This is a genomic window from Klebsiella sp. WOUb02 (assembly GCF_050058015.1).
Lineage (GTDB): Bacteria > Pseudomonadota > Gammaproteobacteria > Enterobacterales > Enterobacteriaceae > Klebsiella.
On the sequence record NZ_CP170110.1, the window covers coordinates 1,974,021 to 1,996,235 of the forward strand.

General features: G+C 58.9%; 17 protein-coding genes and 6 pseudogenes. 7 read left to right on the forward strand and 16 right to left on the reverse strand.

What is annotated here, in order from left to right:
* Nucleotides 1–176: 176 nt before the first annotated feature.
* Nucleotides 177–908 carry an arginine ABC transporter substrate-binding protein ArtJ gene (gene artJ / locus ABOC21_RS16480; RefSeq protein ID WP_426815319.1) on the forward strand — a complete coding sequence of 244 codons (732 nt, stop codon included), beginning with the start codon at nt 177–179 and terminating at the stop codon, nt 906–908.
* Between the two features lie 55 nt (nt 909–963).
* Here the strand turns inward: artJ and ABOC21_RS16485 are convergent.
* The 12 genes and pseudogenes from ABOC21_RS16485 to ABOC21_RS16540 form a co-directional block, all read right to left on the reverse strand.
* Nucleotides 964–2,439, reverse strand: a pseudogene (locus ABOC21_RS16485) (sensor histidine kinase).
* Entirely contained in the window at nt 2,436–3,152 is a 717-nt protein-coding gene (locus ABOC21_RS16490) for a response regulator transcription factor (RefSeq protein ID WP_426815320.1), read from the reverse strand. Before ABOC21_RS16490 ends, ABOC21_RS16485 begins: the two are co-directional and overlap by 4 nt.
* Before the next feature lie 77 nt (nt 3,153–3,229).
* Nucleotides 3,230–4,361: pseudogene (rlmC, locus tag ABOC21_RS16495) on the reverse strand (23S rRNA (uracil(747)-C(5))-methyltransferase RlmC).
* Between the two features lie 42 nt (nt 4,362–4,403).
* A pseudogene (locus ABOC21_RS16500) lies at nt 4,404–4,893 on the reverse strand (YbjO family protein).
* A gap of 60 nt (nt 4,894–4,953) precedes the next feature.
* Entirely contained in the window at nt 4,954–5,799 is an 846-nt protein-coding gene (gene potI / locus ABOC21_RS16505) for a putrescine ABC transporter permease PotI (RefSeq protein WP_426815321.1), read from the reverse strand.
* Nucleotides 5,796–6,749, reverse strand: a complete 954-nt coding sequence (gene potH / locus ABOC21_RS16510; protein WP_426815322.1) for a putrescine ABC transporter permease PotH — start codon at nt 6,747–6,749, stop codon at nt 5,796–5,798. Before potH ends, potI begins: the two co-directional genes overlap by 4 nt.
* Nucleotides 6,750–6,759: 10 nt before the next feature.
* On the reverse strand, nt 6,760–7,893 hold the full coding sequence (gene potG / locus ABOC21_RS16515) for a putrescine ABC transporter ATP-binding subunit PotG (protein ID WP_426815323.1): 1,134 nt from the start codon (nt 7,891–7,893) through the stop codon (nt 6,760–6,762).
* A 168-nt stretch (nt 7,894–8,061) separates the two neighbouring features.
* On the reverse strand, nt 8,062–9,174 hold the full coding sequence (gene potF, locus ABOC21_RS16520; RefSeq protein ID WP_426815324.1) for a spermidine/putrescine ABC transporter substrate-binding protein PotF: 1,113 nt from the start codon (nt 9,172–9,174) through the stop codon (nt 8,062–8,064).
* A gap of 347 nt (nt 9,175–9,521) precedes the next feature.
* The gene (locus ABOC21_RS16525; RefSeq protein ID WP_426815325.1) at nt 9,522–10,004 is read right to left on the reverse strand and encodes a YbjN domain-containing protein; all 483 of its coding nucleotides are present in this window, start codon (nt 10,002–10,004) and stop codon (nt 9,522–9,524) included.
* A gap of 88 nt (nt 10,005–10,092) precedes the next feature.
* A complete protein-coding gene (gene rimK, locus ABOC21_RS16530) occupies nt 10,093–10,995 on the reverse strand; it encodes a 30S ribosomal protein S6--L-glutamate ligase (protein ID WP_426815326.1) in 903 nt (300 codons plus the stop codon).
* Between the two features lie 116 nt (nt 10,996–11,111).
* Nucleotides 11,112–11,834, reverse strand: a complete 723-nt coding sequence (gene nfsA / locus ABOC21_RS16535; RefSeq protein WP_426815327.1) for a nitroreductase NfsA — start codon at nt 11,832–11,834, stop codon at nt 11,112–11,114.
* On the reverse strand, nt 11,818–12,108 hold the full coding sequence (locus tag ABOC21_RS16540) for a YbjC family protein (RefSeq protein ID WP_426815328.1): 291 nt from the start codon (nt 12,106–12,108) through the stop codon (nt 11,818–11,820). Before ABOC21_RS16540 ends, nfsA begins: the two co-directional genes overlap by 17 nt.
* Before the next feature lie 206 nt (nt 12,109–12,314).
* On the opposite strand from ABOC21_RS16540, the gene ABOC21_RS16545 reads away from it, so the two are divergent.
* The gene (locus ABOC21_RS16545; RefSeq protein ID WP_004859945.1) at nt 12,315–12,578 is read left to right on the forward strand and encodes a GrxA family glutaredoxin; all 264 of its coding nucleotides are present in this window, start codon (nt 12,315–12,317) and stop codon (nt 12,576–12,578) included.
* Nucleotides 12,579–12,584: 6 nt separating this feature from the next.
* Here ABOC21_RS16545 and ybjM read toward each other — a convergent pair whose 3' ends face one another.
* Entirely contained in the window at nt 12,585–12,968 is a 384-nt protein-coding gene (gene ybjM, locus ABOC21_RS16550) for an inner membrane protein YbjM (RefSeq protein ID WP_426815329.1), read from the reverse strand.
* A 269-nt stretch (nt 12,969–13,237) separates the two neighbouring features.
* On the opposite strand from ybjM, the gene ABOC21_RS16555 reads away from it, so the two are divergent.
* Complete coding sequence (locus tag ABOC21_RS16555) at nt 13,238–14,923, forward strand: aspartate:alanine antiporter (protein ID WP_426815330.1); 1,686 nt, start codon at nt 13,238–13,240, stop codon at nt 14,921–14,923.
* Nucleotides 14,924–15,136: 213 nt separating this feature from the next.
* Here ABOC21_RS16555 and ABOC21_RS16560 read toward each other — a convergent pair.
* Nucleotides 15,137–15,683, reverse strand: a pseudogene (locus ABOC21_RS16560) (TetR/AcrR family transcriptional regulator).
* 150 nt (nt 15,684–15,833) lie between these two features.
* Between ABOC21_RS16560 and ABOC21_RS16565 the strand changes: the two are divergent.
* Together ABOC21_RS16565 and ABOC21_RS16570 are read left to right on the forward strand one after the other, a co-directional pair.
* A pseudogene (locus tag ABOC21_RS16565) lies at nt 15,834–17,037 on the forward strand (MFS transporter).
* Nucleotides 17,037–17,849, forward strand: a complete 813-nt coding sequence (locus ABOC21_RS16570; protein ID WP_426815331.1) for a Cof-type HAD-IIB family hydrolase — start codon at nt 17,037–17,039, stop codon at nt 17,847–17,849. Before ABOC21_RS16565 ends, ABOC21_RS16570 begins: the two are co-directional and overlap by 1 nt.
* Nucleotides 17,850–17,890: 41 nt before the next feature.
* Here ABOC21_RS16570 and ABOC21_RS16575 read toward each other — a convergent pair whose 3' ends face one another.
* Entirely contained in the window at nt 17,891–19,126 is a 1,236-nt protein-coding gene (locus ABOC21_RS16575) for an MFS transporter (protein ID WP_426815332.1), read from the reverse strand.
* Between the two features lie 323 nt (nt 19,127–19,449).
* On the opposite strand from ABOC21_RS16575, the pseudogene ybjG reads away from it, so the two are divergent.
* Nucleotides 19,450–20,044 (forward strand): annotated as a pseudogene (gene ybjG / locus ABOC21_RS16580) (undecaprenyl-diphosphate phosphatase).
* A 120-nt stretch (nt 20,045–20,164) separates the two neighbouring features.
* Nucleotides 20,165–20,923 (forward strand): DNA-binding transcriptional repressor DeoR, encoded by a 759-nt coding sequence (gene deoR, locus ABOC21_RS16585; RefSeq protein WP_426815333.1) that lies wholly within the window; start codon nt 20,165–20,167, stop codon nt 20,921–20,923.
* Between the two features lie 28 nt (nt 20,924–20,951).
* Here the strand turns inward: deoR and dacC are convergent, their stop codons facing one another.
* A complete protein-coding gene (dacC, locus tag ABOC21_RS16590; protein ID WP_426815512.1) occupies nt 20,952–22,154 on the reverse strand; it encodes a serine-type D-Ala-D-Ala carboxypeptidase in 1,203 nt (400 codons plus the stop codon).
* Between the last annotated feature and the right edge of the window lie 61 nt (nt 22,155–22,215).

Genomic DNA, 22,215 nt, shown 5'->3' on the forward strand with positions numbered 1-22,215 from the left:
ATAAATGCATAATTAGTAAATAGCAGGACGGGTAAGGATGATGACTTACCCGTCTTTTTTTACATAAATAAAAATACTTATACATCTTTATTGAATATAAATTCATTTAATGGCATTGTGAAACCCGGCCGCAAACACGGCACAACATCATAAGATTGACCGACGGGAGTTCGACGATGAAAAAGTTAGTTCTGGCTGCACTGCTTTCCACTTTCGCATTTGGCGCCGTTGGCGCAGAAAAAATCAGCTTTGGCGTCTCCGCAACCTATCCTCCGTTTGAATCCATGGATGCCAATAATCAGATCGTTGGCTTCGATCTCGACCTGGCGAAAGCGCTGTGCCAGCAGATGCAGGCGGAGTGCACCTTTACCAACCATGCCTTCGACAGCCTGATCCCGGCGCTAAAATTTAAAAAATATGATGCGGTGATTTCCGGCATGGACATTACCCCGGAGCGCAGCAAGCAGGTGTCGTTCACCGAACCGTACTACGCCAACTCCGCGCTGGTTATCGCCAAAAAAGATGCCTTCCACTCATTTGCCGATCTGAAAGGCAAACGTATCGGCATGGAAAACGGCACGACTCATCAGAAATACCTGCAGGATAAGCATCCGGAAGTGAAAACCGTCGCCTATGACAGCTATCAGAATGCATTTATCGACCTGAAAAACGGCCGTATTGATGGCGTATTTGGCGATACCGCGGTGGTCAACGAGTGGCTGAAAACCAACCCGCAGCTGGGCGCCGCCACGCCGAAAGTGACCGATGCGCAGTACTTCGGTACCGGCCTTGGGATCGCGGTACGTCCGGATAACAAAGCGCTGCTGGAGAAGCTGAATAGCGCCCTGAAAGCGATTAAAGCGGACGGCACCTATCAGAAAATCAGCAGCCAGTGGTTCCCTGAGTAAGCGCAGCCGCTCCCGGCCCCGGGCGTGAACGCCGAAGCGGACAGCCGGGAGAACCTTACAGCGGCAGGGTAAAGCGGAAGCTGGCCCCTGTCGCGGCCTCCTGCAGACGAATATCGCCCCCGTGCAGCCTGCAGCATGCGGCGCACGATCATCAGCCCTAATCCCCCCGTAGACTCCCGGCGCTGGCCAGGCTCAAGCACCGAAGGACGTTCAAAGAGAGTTGCCCGCAGCTCGCTGGCGACGCCGGGGCCGCTGTCCGCCACCTCAACGACGATCTGCGACGCCTGCTGGCGCGCCGTCAGGCGAATCAGCCCTCCTTCCGGCGTGTGGCGAATGGCGTTATCGAGTAAATTCGTCAGCACCCGCTCCATCATCGAGAGATCGGCCACCACCGGCGGCAATCCCTCGGCCAGCGAAAGCTGTAAACCGATGCCGCGGGTGGCAATGGTCAAATCGAACTTCTGCGCGACGTCCTGAACCAGCTCGGCGAAGATAAATTTTTCCGGCTGCGGCTTGATGCCGCCGTGTTCCAGCCGGGCCAGCTCAAACAGCTGCTGCGACAAATGGCGAACCTTATTGCCCTGGCGCAGCGCGATATTCAGATACTGCTGGCGATCCTCGGCGTTGAGCCGGTCGGCCTTCAGCGTCAGCGTCTCCAGATAGCCAAGCAGCGAGGTCAGCGGCGTGCGCAGATCGTGGGAGATATTAGCGATAAACTCGCGCCGCTGGCGGTCGCTATCGGCCAGCCGATCCCACTGTTCGGCAATCTGCCGGGACAGCTCAATAAAGCGATTATGCAGAATCGCCACCTCATTCCCGGGATGCGGGTCGGGCGCCTGCGCCGCCAGGGCTTTGATCGCCACCATGCTGTCCGGGCCGGAGATCGCCACCTGGGCAGTCAGACTGACGCACCGGCCGCGTGACCCAGAACCACGCCAGCCCTCCCGCCAGCAGACCAAACAGGGCCACCAGTAGCAGCGTCCACAGCAGCAGGCTCCACAGCGTCTTCTGCCAGGCGGTTGCCGCCAGACTCGTTAAAGGTTTCCCCCTGCAGAACAATGTAGAGATAGCCGCGCAGCTGGCCCTCAAGGCGCAACGGCGCGGCGCTAAAGACTTTCTGCTGTCCGAGGCTGCGGGGATCGTCGCCGTAGATCGGCCACGCGGCGCCGGAGAGGAACGCCTGCACCGGCGCCAGATCAATGCGCTGGCGTTTGATATGGCCCGGCGGCGCGGCATCGGCTAACAGCTCGCCGTCGGGGGAGACCAGATAGAGCTCAACGCTGGGGTTAAAAACCATAAGCCGATCGAACAGCGGCTTCAGCGCCCGGCGATCGACCTGCCCCTGCGCATCCAGCAGCGGCTCGCGGGCGACAATCTGCTGCGCCAGCCCGGCGGAAAGGCGCTGCACCATCGCGTTACCGTACTGGGCGCTGGTATAGAGCTGAACGAGACACACCGCCGCCGCGCAGAGCAGCAGCAGCGAGGTGAAGACCAGCGCCAGGCGCTGGCTCAGGCTGAGACGACGCATCATTGCCCCACCTCTTTACGCTCCACGGCAAACTTATAGCCCTTCCCCCACACGGTGAGGATAATTTCAGGCTCCGTCGGCTCGCGCTCGATTTTGCTGCGCAGGCGGTTGATATGGGTATTGACCGTATGCTCATAGCCTTCGTGCTGATAGCCCCAGACGCTGTCGAGCAGGGCCAGACGGGAAAAGACCTCTCCCGGATGACGGGCGAAGTAGTACAGCAGATCGAACTCGCGCGGGGTCAAATCGACCGGTTCGCCGCGTAGCCTGACCTCGCGCGACAGCGGGTCGATATTGAGGCCGTGGCAGGCGATGCGCCCGGCATCGTTCAGCAGATTGAGCCCCATCGCCTCCTGGCGGCGGAACACCGCTTTGACGCGGGCAATAAGCTCCAGAACGGAGAAAGGCTTGGCCAGATAATCATCCGCCCCCATCTCCAGCCCCTGCACGCGCTGGATTTCGCTGGATCGGGCGCTGATGATGATCACCGGCAGATAGCGGGTCATCTGACGGATGCGCCGGCAGATCTCCAGCCCGTCAACGTTCGGCAGCATCAGGTCGAGGATCACCGCATCCCAGGGGCTTTTTTCCAGCAGCGCCAGGGCCTGCGCGCCGTCCGCCACGTGGACAATCTGATACCCCTCGTCCTGCAAATTCAGGCGCAGCAGGGCAGCAATATCATCGTCATCTTCAACTAACAGGATTTTCTTCGCCACCGGTGCCGCTCCGCTAATATCATGCTCTTATTGCAAAGCTTACCCGATTTTGGCCGGCAGAAGAGTTCACATTTTGTTTAAACTTCGCGGACCAGCAGCGTCAGCACTTCATAGTGCGCGGTATGGGGGAACATATCGAACAGCTGCACCCGCTCGGCGCGATAGCCCGCCAGCCGGGCGATATCATTGGCCATCGTGCGGGCGTTGCAGCTGGAGTAGATAATATAGGGCGGAGCCATGCGGCTTAAGTAGTCGCACAGCTCGCTGCCAATTCCGCGGCGCGGCGGGTTCACCAGCACCAGCTGCGGAACTTCGCCCTCGCCGGTGGCAAAGCGGGTGGAGTCCAGCGCCTGGAAGCGGAGGTTGCTGAGTCCCAGCTCGGCGGCGGACTGCCGCGCGCAGGCGATGGCCTCCGGCGCAATCTCGATGCCGGTCAGCCGCATCTGCGGGGTGGCGCAGTGCAGGCCGAAACCGCCGACGCCGCAGAACAGATCCCACATGTGATCCACCGGCAGCTGGCGCACCCACTCCCGGGCGATGGCGTACAGCCGGCTGGCGACCGCGGGGTTGGTTTGAAAGAAGCTTTGCGGGCGGATCCACAGCGGTACGTCGTTAAAGCGCTCCGCCAGCGCCTGCTGCGGGGTGAGGAAAATCTCCTGCTCCCCTTCCATAATCGCCATATGCACCGGCTGAATATTGGCGGTAATCACCTTCAGCTGCGGCAGCTGCGCCTGCAGCCACGGCAGCGCGGCGCGCAGCTGGGCGAGCTTCGTCTCGGAGCGCAGCACGAAACGCAGCATCATGCCGCCGTCGAGCCGGCTTTCGGTGAGCAGCAGATACTTCAGCTCCCCGCGCCGGCGGGCCACCTGATAAGGGGTGAGGCCGGCGCGGGCGATAAACGGTTTCAGCAGCGCGAAGACCGGCGCAAAACTTGCCGGGTAGAGCGGACAATCGGTGAGGTCTTCAGGGTTGCCATCGCGGTGCAGCATGCCGAGCAGCGGGCGCTCAACGCTGCCGCTAACCACCATCTTGGCCTTATTGCGAAAGCCGGTTTCCGGGCCGGAGACCGGTTCGCACCACGTCGTCACCGGGCGTTCTGCCAGCAGCGATCGCAGATCGGCCATTTTATCGGCGAGTCTGTTGTTCCAACGGCAGTTCCAGCCACTGACAGGAGCGACAGCGGCCCGCGTCATAGAGTGCGCAGTGCATAAAAAGACCTTCCAAAAATCAGGGGCGGGGATTGTATCACCGTTATTGCAGTCGGAAAAAGCGTCGGCACGATGCCGGGACAAACAGCAGCAGCAGCACCAGCAGATCGGGCAGCTTCTGCAGCACCAGCGAACGGAAAATTTCCCGCTTCGATTCGCCGGCAATGCTAAACAGTTCCGGGTAGCCGTAGCCCAGCGAGGCGGCCCACAGATAGGCGCTGACGATAATTTGCGCCAGTAGATAGATCCAGCGCGCCCGGTTCAGCCCTTTGACCAGGGAGAACGCGCACCAGATTTCAATAAACACCAGCAGCAGGCTGGCGCAGAAGACCAGCGTCAGGGGCCACGTCTGCACGCTACGATGGATAAACTCACCGATCCCCCGCACGCCAAGCTGATTGAGGATCATCAGCAGGTCGAGGGCGCGGATTAAAATAATGGCGAACGCCGCCACCTGCACCAGCGCAGGGACGTTCAGGCGAGCATGAGAGGAGCGAGTTTTTGTAAACAATCCCAACGGTTAAGTCTTCCATGAAAACGGCGTCGCGCAATCGCGACGCCGGCACCAGGTCTTGCTATCGATTTTAGGGGCTTCAGCCGCGTCTTGCACGCTGGATATCGCGTACTCGCTGCTTTTCTGCGCGGGCCATCAAATACCAGGCGATAAAACCAACAATCCCGACCACGCCGAGGATAAGCGTCGCCAGGGCGTTAATTTCCGGATTGACGCCCATGCGCACGCTGGAGAACACCAGCATCGGCAGCGTGGTGGCGCCAGGGCCGGAAACAAAGCTGGCAATTACCAGATCGTCCAGCGACAGGGTGAAGGCCAGCAGCCAGCCGGAAATCACCGCCGGCATGATCATCGGCAGCGTGATGATGAAAAACACCTTCAGCGGCGCGGCGCCCAGATCCATCGCCGCCTCCTCGATGGAGTGATCCAGCTCGCGCAGCCGCGACGAGATCACCACCGCGACGTAGGCGGTACAGAAGGTCACGTGCGCCAGCCAGATGGTCAGCATCCCGCGATCCGACGGCCAGCCAATCGCGTGTCCCAGCGCCACGAAGAGCAGCAGCAGCGACAGCCCGGTGATGACATCCGGCATCACCAGCGGCGCGGTGATCATAAACGCAAAGCCGCTCGACCCGCGAAAGCGGCCAAAGCGCACCAGCACCACCGCGGCGATCGTGCCGAGGACCGCCGCCGCCGTTGCCGCGCAGGTGGCGATAGTCAGGCTCAGGCCCACGGCGCTCATCATCGCATCGTCGTGGAACAGCACGCCATACCAGCGCGTTGACCAACCGGCCCACACGGTCACCAGCTTCGAGCTGTTGAACGAGTAGATCACCAGCATCAGCATCGGCGCATACAGGAAGGTAAACCCAATCACGAGGATCAAAATTCGCCACGGCGAACGTACTACCGGCAAATCACTCATCCGTGTTCCCCTATCTGTTTTTGCTGATGCTTGTGGAACCACATAATCGGCACGATTAGCAGCAGCAGCATCACAATGGCCACCGCCGACGCCACCGGCCAGTCGCGGTTGTTAAAGAACTCCTGCCACAGCACCCGGCCGATCATGATGCTGTCCGGGCCGCCGAGCAGCTCCGGGATAACAAACTCGCCCACGGCCGGAATAAACACCAGCATCGAACCGGCGATAATCCCGCCTTTGGTCAACGGCACGATCACCTGGAAGAAGGTTTTCAGCGGACGGGCGCCCAGATCCAGCGACGCTTCCACCAGCGAGTAGTCGATCCGCGTCAGCGCGGTATAAATGGGCAGCACCATAAACGGCAGGTAGGCGTAAACAATGCCGATATAGACCGCCAGGTTGGTGTGCAGTATCTCCAGCGGCTGGTCGATGACCCCCAGCCACAGCAGAAAGTTATTCAGCACGCCGTTGCTTTTCAACAGCCCCATCCACGCATACACGCGGATTAAGAACGAGGTCCACGACGGCAGGATCACCAGCAGCAGCAGGATATTGCGCGTTGACGGCCTGCTGTGCGCCACCGCCCACGCCAGCGGATAGCCCAGCAGCAGGCAGCAGAACGTTGAGATCCCGGCCACCTGTAGCGACTGCAGATAGGCCTCAAAGTAGAGCGGATCGTCGGTTAGCTGCAGGAAGTTCGCCAGATTAAGGGTGACCGTCAACTGACCGTCGGCCCACTCCAGCAGGTCGGTATAGGGCGGAATAGCCCGCGCCATCTCTGCGAGGCTGATTTTAAAGACGATCAGGAACGGCAGCAGAAACAGCAGCGTCATCCACAGATACGGCAACGCAATCACCAGCTTGCGGCCGTGGGCCATTTGCAGGCGCGTCAGCCACGGCGTCACGGCGTCCGGTTTTTTCGCCCCTGCCGGTGGTTCTAATGTACTCATCGCCCTCTCCTTACACCGTCAGAACGACGCAGCTGTCCGCGTCCCAGCATAAACGGACCTCATCGCCCCAGGTTGGCGCGCCTTTGCGATGACGATGTTCATTCTGCAGCTGGGCGCTGAGCATCTGCCCGCTTTGCAGACGCACGTGGTAGATAGACAGATCGCCGAGGTAGGCAATGTGGATCACTTCTCCGACGGCAAAGTTATAACCATCCGCCGGCGGCTCGTCGCAGAGCATGATTTTCTCCGGACGCAGGGCGACCCACACCGGCACGTTATCGACGACGGAAGCATCAGGGTCGACCTTGAGCGGATGCACCAGCCCCGGCGACTTCAGCACCAGGCCATCTTCCAGCCGCTCCTGCACCAGCCCTTCGAAGACGTTGACCGAGCCGATAAACTCCGCGCTGTAGCGGGTGGTCGGGTGCTCGTAGATCTCCTCAGGTTCGCCGATCTGCACAAACTTACCGCGATTCATGATCGCAATACGCCCGGCCATAGTCATCGCCTCTTCCTGATCGTGGGTCACCATCACGCAGGTCGCCCCCACGCGTTCGAGGATGTCCACCACCTCCAGCTGCATCCGGTCGCGCAGCTTTTTATCCAGCGCGCCCATCGGTTCGTCGAGCAGCAGCAGCTTCGGCCTTTTTGCCAGGCTGCGGGCCAGGGCCACGCGCTGACGCTGGCCGCCGGACAGCTGGTGCGGCTTGCGCTTCGCAAACTCCTGCATATGCACCAGCGCCAGCATCTCCTGCACCCGGCTGGTGATTTCGGCCTTCGGCAGCTTGTCCTGCTTCAGGCCAAAGGCGATGTTCTGCTCCACCGTCATATGGGGGAACAGGGCGTAGGACTGAAACATCATGTTGATCGGCCGCTGGTACGGCGGGACGCGCGACAGGTCGACGCCATCCAGCACAATCTGCCCGGCGGTCGGCTGCTCAAAGCCCGCCAGCATGCGCAGCAGCGTTGATTTCCCACAGCCGGATGCGCCCAGCAGGGCGAAGATTTCGCCTTTATAAATAGTGAGATTGACGTCATCGACGGCGTGCTGGCCATCGAACGATTTGGTCAGGTTACGGATTTCCAGCAGCGGGGTAAGCGCTTTGGGGGCTTTCATTTGTGGGCGGGAAATTAGGTCATTCACTTAAGCGCTCTCCGGCAAAAACTCACCACCGTATGGCCCGGTTGCCATACATCATTCTTTCTTTATCGTGCAGTTGCACCATCCTGGTGCATTTTTTTTAGCCGGACATACTGCAATACTCCGGCTACTCGTCACCTGTTCAGGCCCGGCGAACCGGGCCATCAGGTTTTATTTCCCGCTTTTTACCTTCGTCCACGCGCGGGTGCGCACGCGGTCGATTTTCGGATCCTGAACCTTCAGGGTGAACAGCTTGGCGAACACGTCGGCCGGCGGATAAATCGCCGGATTGCTGCGGATGGCCTCGCTGACCAGCGGCGTTGAGGCCTTGTTGCCGTTGGCGTAGTACACCTGATCGCTGATCTTAGCGATAACTTCAGGGCGCATCAGATAGTTGAGGAACTGATAGGCCTCATCTTTATTCTTCGCATCCGCCGGCATCGCGAAGACGTCAAAGAACGCCATCGCCCCCTCTTTCGGAATAAAGTAGGAGACGTTCACGCCATTTTTCGCCTCTTTGGCGCGGTTGGCGGCCTGCCATACGTCGCCCGCCCAGCCGATCGCGACGCAGATATCGCCGTTGGCCAGATCGTTAATGTACTGCGAGGAGTGGAAGTAGCGGATGTTCGGCCGCAGCTTGAGCAGCAGGTCGGTCGCCGGGCCGCTATAGTCGTTGGCCTTGGTGCTGTTCGGGTCTTTACCGAGGTAGTTGAGCACGGTGGCAAAAATCTCTTCCGGTGCGTCAAGGAAGGAGACGCCGCAGCTTTTCAGTTTTTCGAGGTTTTCCGGCTTCAGCACCAGATCCCAGCTATCCAGCGGCGCGTCTTTACCCAGGATGGCTTTCACTTTATCGACGTTATAGCCAATCCCGGTGGTTGCCCACAGATACGGCATCGCATATTTGTTTTCCGGGTCGTGCTTCGCCACCAGCTTTAAGACGTCCGGGTCGAGATTTTTCCAGTTAGGCAGCTTGCTTTTATCCAGCGGCTGGAACACGCCCGCCGCCAGCTGGCGTTCGAGGAAGCTGGCTGACGGTACCACCAGGTCAAAACCGGTGCTGCCCGCCATCAGTTTGCCTTCCAGCACTTCGTTGGAGTCAAAAACGTCGTACACCACTTTAATGCCGGTCTCTTTTTCAAAATCGGCCACCGTGTCCGGGGCAATATAGTCAGACCAGTTATAAACGTGCAGGGTTTTCTGTTCAGCGGCGAGCGAACCGGCAGAGACGGCCATCAGCGCGCCGGTAATCACACCTGTTAACCATTTTTTACCAAAGGCGGTCATATCTCTTATTCCTTCTCCATGCCCGTTAACCACGGACTTAATATACGCAATTATCCGCATGCAAAAATCATGCATATTTTTTCATTGTCTAAGAAAAGGAGAGAGGACCTCTCCCGGAATGGTTGCCCGCAACTGGAAGCAGCGTCAGAATAACTGTAGCCAGAATAAGAGGCTATAGCCCAGGTAAAATAACGCCTTTTATCAATTTTTTATGCAATATGGGTCTACGTGATAAGCCGAAAGCGGCAGAATGGCGGTGAAAAATTCTTTAATGGCGGGCTAAAAGCAGAATAAAAGCGTGTAATACGCAGCCGCTCTGGCAGTGGCTGCGCTATTCATCGGCGGGGCTAGTGAAGAAAGTGGTGCTGAACCTCCTGCACCGCGAGATCCTCTTCCTCATCGGCTTTATACAGCAGCTGATTGGCCGCGGCTTCGAGGATAATCATTGAGATCTGCTCTTCGCCCAGGCGGAAGAACCAGCCGAACTGATCGATAGTAACACCGACGCCAACCGGCAGCGCCTGACAAACTACCAGCTTGGGCAGATTATCGTCCTGGACATCGAGGAAGGCTTTGGCGGTCAGCGAACTGGCGTTAATCGCCGAGAGATCCGCAGCCAGCGCCAGCAGCGCGGACGGCTTCACCTCCGCCAGCGCGGAAAAGAGCACCACGTTATCCACCAGATCGAGCTTGGCGTCAAAAATGCCGTCGAAGTTCTGCATATGCGGCAGGTGCAATGCCTGGCAGGAATCACACTCAAAAAAGCTGATGCCTAATTCGTCGAGCCAGTGACGTAACGTATCAAGACCCGGAACGACCAGTGAATCCATATGACCTGTAACCTCTTGCTGTGGAAAAACGACGTCATAGCTTACGCAAAAAACGCGGCGCATACCATGAAAGTGTCATCAATGCGCGCTATCCGCCCATTTTCAGACAAAATTCCGGCGTCGCCTGGCGCTCAATCCAGGCAATCATATGCCCGGCGATATCAACGCCGCTGGTGGTTTCAATCCCCTCAAGACCCGGAGAGGCGTTAACCTCCATCACCAGCGGCCCGCGGTTGGCGCGCAGAATATCGACCCCGGCAACGTCCAGACCGAGCGTTTTCGCCGCCTTAATGGCGATCGCCCTCTCCTGCTCGCTAATCGTCGCCACCGTTGCCACGCCGCCGCGGTGCAGGTTGGAGCGGAAATCGCCCTCTTTCGCCCGTCGCTCAATCGCCGCCACGACCTCATCCCCCACCACCAGGCAGCGAATATCCCGCCCTTTCGCCTCGGCGATATACTCCTGCACCAGAATGTGGGCGTTCAGCACGCGGAAGGCGTCAATCACGCTCTCCGCCGCCTGGCGGGTCTCTGCCAGCACCACGCCGATTCCCTGCGTACCCTCGACCAGCTTGACCACCAGCGGCGCGCCGCCGACCATGGCGATCAGGTCGCTGGTATCGTCCGGGGAGTGGGCAATACCGGTCAGCGGCAGGTCGATCCCCTGACGCGCCAGCAGCTGCAGCGAACGCAGCTTGTCGCGCGCGCGGGTAATGGCGACGGATTCATTCAGCGGATAGCTGCCCAGCAGCTCGAACTGGCGCAGCGCGGCGGTGCCGTAATAGGTAATTGCCGAGCCGATGCGCGGGATCACGGCATCGAAATGCGGCAGCTGGCGGCCTTTATAGTGAATCGATGAGGCCACCGGGCTGACGTTCATATAGCAGGAGAGCGGATCGAGGATCTCCACCTGGTGGCCGCATTTGTGCGCGGCTTCCGTCAGGCGACGACATGAATAGAGCGTCCCATCCCGGGATAATATGGCAATTTTCACCCTGCACCTCGGCAAAAAGGCCCGTTCAGACGGGCCGTTGATAGCTGACAAGTCTCAACATTCGCGCTGGCCTGGCGCAACGCCCGGATGCCAGTCCGGGTGCAGTTTACACGCAATCAGCGCGTTGCCCACCCCTGCTTGTGCAGATAGTCGAGAATAAACGGGCGGCTTTCTTTAATGATGGTGCGGCGGATATGATCGCTCCAGGTATCCCGGCGCGCGTTGCTGCTGCGCGACAGGTAGTACTGCGCCAGCTGCTCATCATACTGGGCCAACACGGCGTCATCGACCGGCTGATAGCCATTTTCATGGACCAGCATCGCCGCCGGCATGCGCGGCTTGACGCCCGGATCATCGGCCGGCCAGCCGAGGCACAGCCCAAATAGCGGCAGGACGTGCTGCGGCAGATTCAGCAGCCCGGTCACCGCCTCAATGCTATTGCGAATGCCGCCGATATAGACGCCGCCAAGACCCAGCGACTCCGCGGCCACCAGCGCGTTCTGCGCCAGCATCGCGGTATCGACGGCGCCGAGCAGGAGCTGCTCCGCGAGGCCCAGCTGAGCGTCCGGGCAGATTTGCAGCAGACGGTTAAAGTCGGCGCAGAATAGCCAAAACTCCGCCGCCTGCACGACGTGCTGCTGGCCGCCGCTCATCGCCGCCAGTTGCTCGCGCAGGCGCGGGTCGGTAATACGGATAAGCGAAGTACACTGTAAAAAGCTGGAGCTGGAGGCTCCCTGCGCGCTGGCGATAATCGCCGCGCGCTGTTCGTCGCTAATAGGTTCGTCGGTAAAGTGGCGAATGGAGCGGTGGCTACGCAGCAGCTCAATGGTCGGCGTCATCTCGTTTTTCTCTGTCAGACAATGAAGAAGGTGTTTTTTTGCTTTCGGTTAACTGGGGCGCAACGATCTTCGCCATCCGCCACACCAGCGCTATCGCGGCCGGGATCATCAGCAGCACGCCGACAAAAATCATTATCAGCGCCGCGGTTGGGCTGGCAAAGGGCGCCGGCAGCTGCAGGTACTGATTGAGCGAGAGCCAGGCCAGCGTCAGCAGCACGACGCCGACGATCTCTATCAGCAGAACGCTTTTGGGTAACGCCGCGGGCGATCGCATCACTCTCCTCCAGTCCGTGGGCTTAGCGCGGCGCAGCAAAAAATCGTCGCACAACAGGGTCAGTATAACGGTTCAAAAGCAAACCCATTTATCAAACATAGCCTTAAACCATCAAAGCAAAAGGCAGAACCTTCTTTTACTCGCCGACATAACCCGGCATCATAGCGCTCATTCGCCATCCGGCTGAGATTTAAGGAGAGAAGTTAATGTTTACCGTAATTTTTGGTCGTCCAGGTTGCCCCTATTGCGTACGAGCCAAAGAGCTGGCAGAAAAACTGACCAACGAGCGCGACGATTTTAACTACCGCTACGTTGATATTCACGCTGAAGGCATCAGCAAAAGCGATCTGGAAAAGACCGTAGGTAAACCGGTTGAGACCGTGCCGCAGATTTTCGTCGATCAGAAGCATATCGGCGGCTGCACCGACTTTGAAGCCTGGGCCAAAGAGAACCTCGGCCTGTTTGCCTGAGCCGGTTTATTGCTCCGATGAGCCGCTGCGTCTGGTATCGAACCAGGCGCAGATAAACATAAAGCACAGGGCGCCGAGCGCGCACCAGAATACCGCGCTAAACAGCCACGCCAGCTCCTGCCAGAACGCCCGCTGAGTAACGAAAAAAATCCGCATCATCGCCAGGCAAACCGGCGCCGCCAGCACCGCGCCGAGCAGCGGCAGCAGCACGCGTCGTCCCGGAGAGAGCGCGCTCGCCAGCGCGCCGGGCAGCAAAAAAAGCAGCAGCCCGAGCTCGGGGTTACCGCCAGCCCGAAAGGCGCCTTTCATATGCAGCAACAGCGATAAACAGACCACGATAAACAGAAAAAATCCGCAGACGACACCCGCCCAGGCACGCTCAGCTTTCACCACATCCTCCTGATTTTGCCTCTAACCCACTTCCAATTAGCCCAGTCAGATAAAGCATTCCGGCAATCCATGCCAATAAAGGCTCCCGATGGCGTAAATACGATTGCGACTAGCCGCAGCATCCAGGAAGGATTAAACTGTCGACTATATTTTTGCCGGTTATAACGGGATGCCAGAATAGGGTTCGGGACAACGCGAACACTGAAGCAACCTTAGACCAAATAACCATTTCCTTCAACAACTTACTAGTAAATGAGAAGTTGGTTTTCGTGAATATAAACGTCGCAGATTTGTTAAACGGGAATTACATCCTGTTATTATTCGTTGTCCTTGCACTCGGTCTCTGTCTCGGGAAACTGCGCCTCGGGTCAGTACAACTTGGTAATTCCATTGGCGTTTTAGTCGTTTCCTTATTATTAGGCCAGCAGCATTTCAGTATTAACACTGATGCGTTGAATCTGGGCTTTATGTTGTTTATTTTTTGCGTCGGCGTCGAAGCCGGGCCCAACTTTTTTTCTATTTTTTTCCGCGACGGGAAAAACTATTTGATGCTCGCCCTGGTGATGGTTGGCAGCGCGATGCTGCTGGCCTTAGGGCTGGGTAAACTCTTCGGCTGGGATATCGGCCTGACCGCCGGGATGCTCGCCGGCGCCATGACCTCAACGCCGGTGCTGGTCGGCGCGGGCGATACGCTGCGCCACTTTGGCCTGCCTGCCGACCAGCTGGCGCTTTCGCTCGATCATCTGAGCCTCGGCTATGCCCTGACCTACCTGGTCGGCCTGGTCAGCCTGATCGTCGGCGCGCGCTATATGCCTAAGCTGCAGCATCAGGATCTGCAAACCAGCGCCCAGCAGATTGCCCGCGAGCGCGGGCTGGATACCGACTCTAAGCGTAAGGTCTATCTGCCGGTGATCCGCGCCTACCGCGTTGGCCCGGAGCTGGTAGCCTGGGCCGACGGTAAAAATCTGCGCGAGCTGGGGATCTACCGACAGACCGGCTGCTATATCGAACGTATTCGGCGTAACGGTATTCTGGCTAACCCGGACGGCGATGCGGTGCTGCAAAAAGGGGATGATATCGCGCTGGTCGGCTATCCGGATGCCCACGCCCGCCTTGATCCAAGCTTTCGTAACGGCAAGGAGGTCTTCGACCGCGACCTGCTGGATATGCGCATCGTCACCGAAGAGATTGTGGTCAAAAACCACAATGCGGTGGGCCGCCGTCTCGCCCAGCTGAAGCTGACCGATCACGGCTGTTTCTTAAACCGCGTGATCCGCAGCCAGATTGAGATGCCCATCGACGATAACGTGGTGCTCAACAAAGGCGACGTTCTGCAGGTCAGCGGCGACGCGCGCCGGGTAAAAACCGTGGCGGACCGCATCGGCTTTATCTCCATCCACAGCCAGGTCACCGACCTGCTCGCCTTCTGCGCCTTTTTCATCGTCGGCCTGATGATCGGGATGATCACCTTCCAGTTCAGCTCGTTCAGCTTCGGCATCGGCAACGCCGCGGGGCTGCTGTTTGCCGGAATTATGCTCGGCTTCCTGCGGGCCAACCACCCGACTTTCGGCTATATCCCGCAGGGGGCGCTGAATATGGTGAAAGAGTTCGGCCTGATGGTCTTTATGGCCGGGGTCGGCCTGAGCGCCGGCGCCGGGATTGGCCACGGCCTCGGCGCCGTCGGCGGACAGATGCTGGCGGCGGGCCTGGTAGTCAGCCTGATGCCGGTAGTGATCTGCTTCCTGTTCGGCGCCTACGTCCTGCGCATGAACCGCGCGATGCTATTTGGCGCGATGATGGGGGCACGAACCTGCGCGCCGGCGATGGAGATTATCAGCGACACCGCGCGCAGCAACATTCCGGCGCTGGGATATGCGGGAACCTACGCGATAGCCAACGTGCTGCTGACCCTCGCCGGGACGCTGATTGTCATCATCTGGCCGGGGCTTCAGTAAATTTTTGCGAAAAAAATGCGCATTGGCAGAACTTTTCTCACGGGCATCAGTCATAAGTAGTGCCACTGCTTTTCTTTGATGTCCCCATTTTGTGGAGCCCATCAACCCCGCCACTTAGGTTCAAGGTTGATGGGTTTTTTGTTGCCTGAAATTCGCCATCCTGAATCACTCCGCTCTCCGCCGCCCGTTTTACAGCGCCGACGGCGGCGTGCGCTATGCCTCCCCGGCCAGGCGGCCGACCATCAGGCGAATAGCCTCTTTTGACAGCGGCGCGCTGTCGGTCACGAAATGCAGGGTCATGCCTTCAATAAACGCATCCAGCCCGCGGGCGGTTTGCGGCTCGAACCACTGCTCCAGCGTCTGCTGGCTGCGCCGCATCCAGCTCTGCATCACCGCCTTGAGCGCCGGACGGCTGCTGCAGAAAGCGTACAGCTGATACATCGAGCTCCATGTTGCGCGCGGTGGTCACCTGGGCGCTAAAAATCAGATCGGCGATGGCGTCGCAGGCCTCATCGCGATTGCTCACTCCGGCAAAAAACTGCTGATACTGAGCGGACATCTCGACGGTAAAAATACAAAACGCCTCCTCAATCAGCGCATCTATTCCGCTGAAATAGTAGGTCAGCGAACCCAGCGGGACTTCGGCGCAGCAGGCAATCTTGCGATGCGTGACCGCATGAATACCGTGGGCGGCAATCGTATCCAGGGTCGCGTTCAAAATGCGCTCCCGACGCTGGGGGTCGTTCGGTCGACGGGCCATATTCATCTCTTTCCATTGCGCCCCCATCACGGTCATGATGGGGATAACGACGGCCAATTATTCGCTAACCTGAAGGCCATCCGGTATATGTACAAATGTACACAAACTTGCTAGTGTTGTCTGCATCTTCTCTTTCACTGGCGTTTACGGATGACAACGCAAAACTCCCGCAGAGCCCTCCAGCTTCGGCTATGGGCGCTATTTATGTTCTTCTTTATCCCCGGATTACTGATGGCCTCATGGGCCACGCGCACGCCGGCAATCCGCGATCTGCTGACGCTATCGACGGCGGAGATGGGCATCGTCCTGTTTGGCCTGTCGATTGGCTCCATGAGCGGCATTCTCTGCTCGGCGTGGCTGGTTAAACGCTTCGGCACACGCAAGGTTATTCGCACCACCATGTCCTGCGCGGTGGCGGGCATGGCGGTGCTGAGCATTGCGCTGTGGCTCGCTTCAGCGCCCCTGTTTGCTATCGGGCTGGCGATTTTCGGCGCCAGCTTCGGTTCGGCAGAGGTGGCGATTAACGTTGAAGGCGCCGCCGTCGAACGCGAAATGAATAAAACCGTGCTGCCGATGATGCACGGCTTCTACAGCTTCGGCACCCTGATCGGCGCCGGTATCGGCATGGCGGTTACCGGCTTTGGCCTGCCCGCGGCGCCGCACATTCTGCTGGCCGCGCTGGTGGCCATCGCGCCCATTGCGATCGCCATTCGCGCGATCCCTGATGGCACCGGGAAAAATGCCGCCGATGCCGCTCAGCAGGGGGAAAAAGGCCTGCCGGTCTGGCGCGACGTTCAGTCTGCTGCTGATTGGCGTCGTAGTGCTGGCCATGGCGTTCGCCGAAGGCTCGGCCAACGACTGGCTGCCGCTGCTGATGGTGGATGGCCACGGCTTTAGCCCAACCTCCGGCTCCCTAATTTACGCCGGATTCACCCTCGGCATGACCGTTGGCCGCTTTACCGGCGGCTGGTTCATTGACCGCTACAGCCGGGTGACGGTGGTACGCGCCAGCGCGGTAATGGGCGCGCTGGGCATTGGTCTGATTATTTTTATTGATAATCCGTGGGTCGCCGGGATCTCCGTGCTGCTCTGGGGACTCGGCGCATCGCTCGGTTTCCCGCTGACCATTTCGGCCGCCAGCGACACCGGGCCGGACGCGCCGAAGCGCGTCAGCGTAGTGGCGATAACCGGCTACCTCGCCTTCCTCGTCGGGCCGCCGCTGCTGGGCTTCCTCGGCGAACATTTCGGCCTGCGCAGCGCCATGATGGCGGTGCTGGGGCTGGTCATAGTGGCGGCGCTGGTCGCCCGCGCGGTGGCAAAGCCGCAGCCTGAACCTGTCATGGAGAACAGCTAATGAGCATCAAACTGATTGCGGTAGATATGGACGGTACCTTTTTAAGCGATGCCAAAACCTATAATCGCCAGCGTTTCCTCAGCCAGTATCGGCGGATGCGCGAGCAGGATATCCGCTTTGTCGTCGCCAGCGGCAACCAGTACTACCAGCTGATTTCGTTTTTCCCCGAAGTGGCCAATGAGATTGCCTTCGTCGCCGAAAACGGCGGCTGGGTGGTCAACGCCGGCGATGACGTATTTAACTGCCGGATGCCGAAAGATCACTTTCACGCGGTCATCGACTTTCTGCAGACGCTGCCGGAAATTGAAATTATCGCCTGCGGCAAGCGCAGCGCCTATACGCTCAATCGATACAACGATGAGCTAAAAGCGGTCGCGGCGAAGTATTATCACCGCCTTGAACTGGTGGATGACTTCAATAACCTCGACGACGCGATCCTGAAGTTTGGCCTTAACGTGCCCGACAATCTGATCCCCGAGATGCAGCCAAAGCTGCATGCAGCGCTGGGCGGGATGGTCAACGCCGTCGCCACCGGCTACGGCAGCATCGACCTGATTATGCCCGGCGTGCACAAGGCCAACGGCCTGCGCATCCTGCAGGAGCGCTGGGGGATTGCAAATCATCAGGTCGTCGCTTTTGGCGACAGCGGGAATGATATTGAAATGCTGCAACACGCCGGCTTCGGCTATGCCATGGCCAACGCCGCCGCGCCGGTAAAGGCCGTCGCCGGCTACAGCGCGCCGCATAACAATGAGGAAGGGGTGCTGCATATTATCGATAAGGTGCTGAATCGCGAAGCGCCGTTCGCCTGACGGCTTCCCGGGCGCCGCGCCCGGGATATTATCAACATCATTTACTGCGCATCGTGGCCGCTACCGACGCTTTTATCGTGCAGAAAATAGATAATCATCGCCATCCACAGCGCGCCGCTTAGCAGGTTAAACAGGCTGAATATCCCGCTGCCCCCCAGCTCATAGGCGTGTTTACTGACCTCAATCCCGACGGTGAAAATCAGCATTTGCAGCATCCCCATCGCCGCCGACACCGTCCCTTTGCTCATGTCGCTGGCAAATAGCGTCAGGCGAACCAGGCCGGCGTTAGCCAGGCCAATGCCGAAGGCGTAGACGCTCAGCCCGGCGGTCATCCACAAATAGGCGTGGGCCGACACCATCGTCGCCACCGCGGAGAGCAGCAGGCCAAACATAATCGGCCAGCCGCCGAGAATAATCAGCGAGCGCACCGTGCGTCGGGAGGTCAGCCGCGCCAGCACCAGATTACCGGCAATCAGCGCGCCAAATACCGGCACCTGCAGCAGCCCGTACTCATAGCTGGTCGCCTGCTCGCCGCTGATAATAATGACCGGCGACTGGGCAATCCACGCCAGCAGCGGCAGGCTGACAAAACCGGTAGCCAGCGCCCCGGCGACAAAGCGCAGGTTCTTCAGCACCAGGCCATAGTCACGGCCCAGCTCTTTCATCGACAGCTTCTCGCCCATGCGGGTGGCGGTCTCCGGCATCGCCCGCTGCAGGCCGAAGAAGGCGACCGCCGCCAGCACGGCAAACAGCACGAACATCATCTCCCACGGCATGATATGAACCCAGGCGGCGCCGACCAGTGGCCCGAGCAGCGGCGCAATCAGCGCGACGTTAGCCATCAGGGCGGTGATTTTGATACACATCGCCTCGTCGAATGACTCCTGAATCGCCGCGTAGCCAACCGCGCCGATAAAGCACAGGCTGATGCCTTGCAAAAAGCGCAGCAGCGTGAACTGTTCGATGGATTGCGCCAGCAGCGTCGCCAGGCAGGTGACGATAAACCACACGACGCCGGTCAGCATCACCGGGCGGCGACCAATGCGGTCCGACAGCGGGCCGAGCAGCCACTGTAAAAACATCCCGCCCGCGAGGTAGGCGGTCATGGAGGTTGGCACCCACTCATTACCGACCTGAAACTCGGCGACCACCGCGAGCATGCCCGGCTGGATCATATCGTTGGCGATATAGGTGGAGAATTCGTATAAAACCAGGCACAGCGGAAAAAGCAGCGCCTGCCGTCCGAGGCGTTTGCCTGAAAGCGAATAATTCTGCATGAAGTCTCTTATTTAGAAAAAACCGCGCAAAGTTTAATGAAAGTCTTGCCGGGGAGATAGTGAATTGTGAGTGACAATAAAAAAAATAGCACAACCTCTCTTCCGCCCTCCCCGCCCGGCGCAATTTTATTATCCCTGTCTATATTTCGTTTATATTTCAATTAGGTTACAGGCATTATACTCATTCCTGCAGGCGCGTTAGCGAAGATGCCAGCCCTAAAAAACATAACAAACTGATAATTAAGACAATACTGCTTTATCTCATCGCCACCGTCTCTTAAGGTGGGCGGCTTAGTGTTAACGGACCCCAAGAGCCTGAAAGTATGCTGGAAAATATCAACTACGCGCTATTCGCCGCGATCAACGCCACGCCCGCCTCGCCGTCGTGGGCTATCGCGCTGGCCACCCTGATCGCCAAAGATTTGATTTTGCTTGTTCCTTTACTGGCCGCCGCGCTGTGGCTGTGGCAGCCGAATCAGCGCCAACTGGTATTTAAGCTGCTGCTGGCCCTGGCAATAAGCCTGACGCTGTCGTGGATCTTCGGCCTTCTCTTCCCGCATCAGCGCCCCTTTGCCGCCGACGTCGGCTATCAGTTCCTGCACCATTCGCCGAACAACTCGTTCCCAAGCAACCACGGCACCATCAGCTTTACCTTCGCGCTGGCCTTCTTATTCTGGCATCGCCTGCGCTCCGGGGTTGCGCTGCTGGCCGCGGCGGCGGCTATCGCCTGGTCCCGGGTCTATCTCGGCGTTCACTGGCCGCTGGACATGCTCGGCGGCCTGCTGACCGCCATGTGCGGCTGCCTGAGCGCGCAGTCTGCTGTGGCACAGCGGCGGTCGTGCGCTCTATCAATATCTGCAGCATCTCTACCGCCTCTGTTTCTCCCTGCCGATCCGCAAAGGCTGGGTACGCGAATAGCCCGCGCCGCGCGGTCCCTCATCCGGTGCGCATCGCAGACGCGTGACTAACCCCCTTCCGGCAGGTAACATTGCCTGGTGACGCCCTGCCAATGCGGGGCGATTTCAGCTTAGAGGGATTATGGAAACACGTCGTGATGAACGCATCAGCCAGCTTATTCAGGCCCTCAAACGCAGCGATAAGCTTCATTTAAAAGAAGCCGCCGCGCTGCTGGGCGTGTCTGAAATGACCATCCGTCGCGACCTGAACGGTCATAATGGGCCCGTTGTTCTGCTCGGCGGCTACATCGTCCTCGAGCCGCGCAGCGCCACGCACTATCTGCTTAGCGACCAGAAAACTCGCCTGGTGGATGAAAAACGCCGCGCCGCCCGCCACGCCGCCGGCCTGCTTGCAGCCCATCAGATGGCCTTTTTTGACTGCGGGACCACCACGCCGTGGATCATCGACGCGATTGATAACGCCCTGCCGTTTATCGGCGTCTGCTATTCGCTGAATACCTTTCTGGCGCTACAGGAAAAGCCCCACTGCCGGGCGATCCTCTGCGGCGGCGAGTTTCACGCCAGCAACGCGATTTTTAAACCGCTGAGCCTGCAGGATACCCTGAGCCATCTGTGCCCGGACATCGCCTTCTATTCAGCCGCGGGAATTGACTGCGAGCAGGGAGCGACCTGCTACAACCTCGAGGAGCTGCCGGTTAAGCACTGGGCGATGAGCAGCGCGCGCTACCACGTGCTGGTGGCGGATCACAGCAAATTCGGCAAGGTCAGGCCGGCGAGGATGGGCGATTTATCGCGTTTTGACGTGATTGCCAGCGACGTCTGCCCGGACGACGAGCTGCTGGCGCTGGCGAAGGAAAAACAGATTTCGCTGCTGTACTGATCGCGCCCCGTAGGGCGCGACCGGCAGATTACGAGAACCAGCCGCCGAACCAGCCGTGCAGCTTCATCAGCACGAAGTCGATCATTCGGCTAAAGAAGCCCCCTTCATTTACCGCTTCCATCACGATAAGCGGACGCTGTTCAATGGTTTTATCATTGAGTTTAAAGTCGATAGTTCCTACCACCTGCCCTTTGGTCAGCGGTGCCGTCAGCTGCGTATCCTTGAGGGCATAGCTGGCCTTCAGGTTCTTCAACTGGCCGCGCGGAATGGTAATCGAGCCGGCTTCGCCTGCGCCCAGCTTCGCTTCGCTGCTATCGCCAAACCACACGCGCTGGGTAATAAAGGTGGCGTCCGGCTTAATCGGCGTCACGGTTTCATAGAAGCGGAAGCCCCAGGTCAGCAGCTTTTCGGATTCATTAAAACGAATACGATCGGTCTTCGTCCCGAGGACGACGGCAATCAGACGCATATCGCCCTGTTTTGCCGAGGAGACCAGATTATAGCCCGCCCCGGCGGTGGTGCCGGTTTTCACGCCATCGGCGTTGAGGCTGGCGTTCCACAGCAGGCGGTTGCGGTTCGGCTGGCGGATCTTATTGAAGGTAAACTCTTTCTCTTTATGGATAGCGTACTCTTCAGGGACGTCGTGGATCATCGCTTTGGTCAGCAGCGCCATATCGCGGGCGGTACTGAACTGGCCCGGCGCATCAAGGCCGTGGACGGTCATAAAGGTGGTATTCGTCAGGCCCATTTTTTGCGCGTAGCCGTTCATCAGGCTAACAAACGCATCCTGACTGCCCGCGACGTAGTCGGCAATCGCAATGCTGGCATCGTTGCCGGACTGAATGATAACGCCCTTATTGAGGTCCTCAACCGAGACCTGCATGCCCGGCTTGAGGAACATCACCGATGAGCCGCGCAGCGCCGGATTGCCGGTGGCCCAGGCATCGCGACCGACGGTCACCATATCGGTGGACTTAATCTTGCCCGCCTTCAGCGCCTGCCCGACGACGTAGCTGGTCATAATCTTAGTCAGGCTTGCCGGATCGAGTTTTTCATCGGCATTGCCTTCGCTGAGCACTTTGCCGCTGGCGTAGTCCATCAGCACCCAGGCTCGTGCATCAATCGACGGGGCGTCGGGGAGTTGCTCGGCAGCCTGTACCGCAGGCGCAACGAGAATGAGAAGAGCGCAGCCTGCCGCGAGGCCGCGAAGGGAAAAAGCATCATGCGTCATAAGAGCCACCCAAGTATCCTTTCCAAACAAAATATGCCGCAGCACTCTGGCGGCGCAGCAG

Excerpts from the sequence above, each read along its gene's own strand:
- ABOC21_RS16575 (WP_426815332.1), bottom strand. The coding sequence starts at position 19,126 with ATGCAGAATTATTCGCTTTCAGGCAAACGCCTCGGACGGCAGGCGCTG.
- dacC (WP_426815512.1), bottom strand. The coding sequence starts at position 22,154 with ATGACGCATGATGCTTTTTCCCTTCGCGGCCTCGCGGCAGGCTGCGCT.
- ABOC21_RS16540 (WP_426815328.1), bottom strand. The coding sequence starts at position 12,108 with ATGCGATCGCCCGCGGCGTTACCCAAAAGCGTTCTGCTGATAGAGATC.
- potF (WP_426815324.1), bottom strand. The coding sequence starts at position 9,174 with ATGACCGCCTTTGGTAAAAAATGGTTAACAGGTGTGATTACCGGCGCG.
- artJ (WP_426815319.1), top strand. The coding sequence starts at position 177 with ATGAAAAAGTTAGTTCTGGCTGCACTGCTTTCCACTTTCGCATTTGGC.
- deoR (WP_426815333.1), top strand. The coding sequence starts at position 20,165 with ATGGAAACACGTCGTGATGAACGCATCAGCCAGCTTATTCAGGCCCTC.
- potH (WP_426815322.1), bottom strand. The coding sequence starts at position 6,749 with ATGAGTACATTAGAACCACCGGCAGGGGCGAAAAAACCGGACGCCGTG.
- potI (WP_426815321.1), bottom strand. The coding sequence starts at position 5,799 with ATGAGTGATTTGCCGGTAGTACGTTCGCCGTGGCGAATTTTGATCCTC.
- nfsA (WP_426815327.1), bottom strand. The coding sequence starts at position 11,834 with ATGACGCCGACCATTGAGCTGCTGCGTAGCCACCGCTCCATTCGCCAC.
- ABOC21_RS16570 (WP_426815331.1), top strand. The coding sequence starts at position 17,037 with ATGAGCATCAAACTGATTGCGGTAGATATGGACGGTACCTTTTTAAGC.
- ABOC21_RS16525 (WP_426815325.1), bottom strand. The coding sequence starts at position 10,004 with ATGGATTCACTGGTCGTTCCGGGTCTTGATACGTTACGTCACTGGCTC.
- ABOC21_RS16545 (WP_004859945.1), top strand. The coding sequence starts at position 12,315 with ATGTTTACCGTAATTTTTGGTCGTCCAGGTTGCCCCTATTGCGTACGA.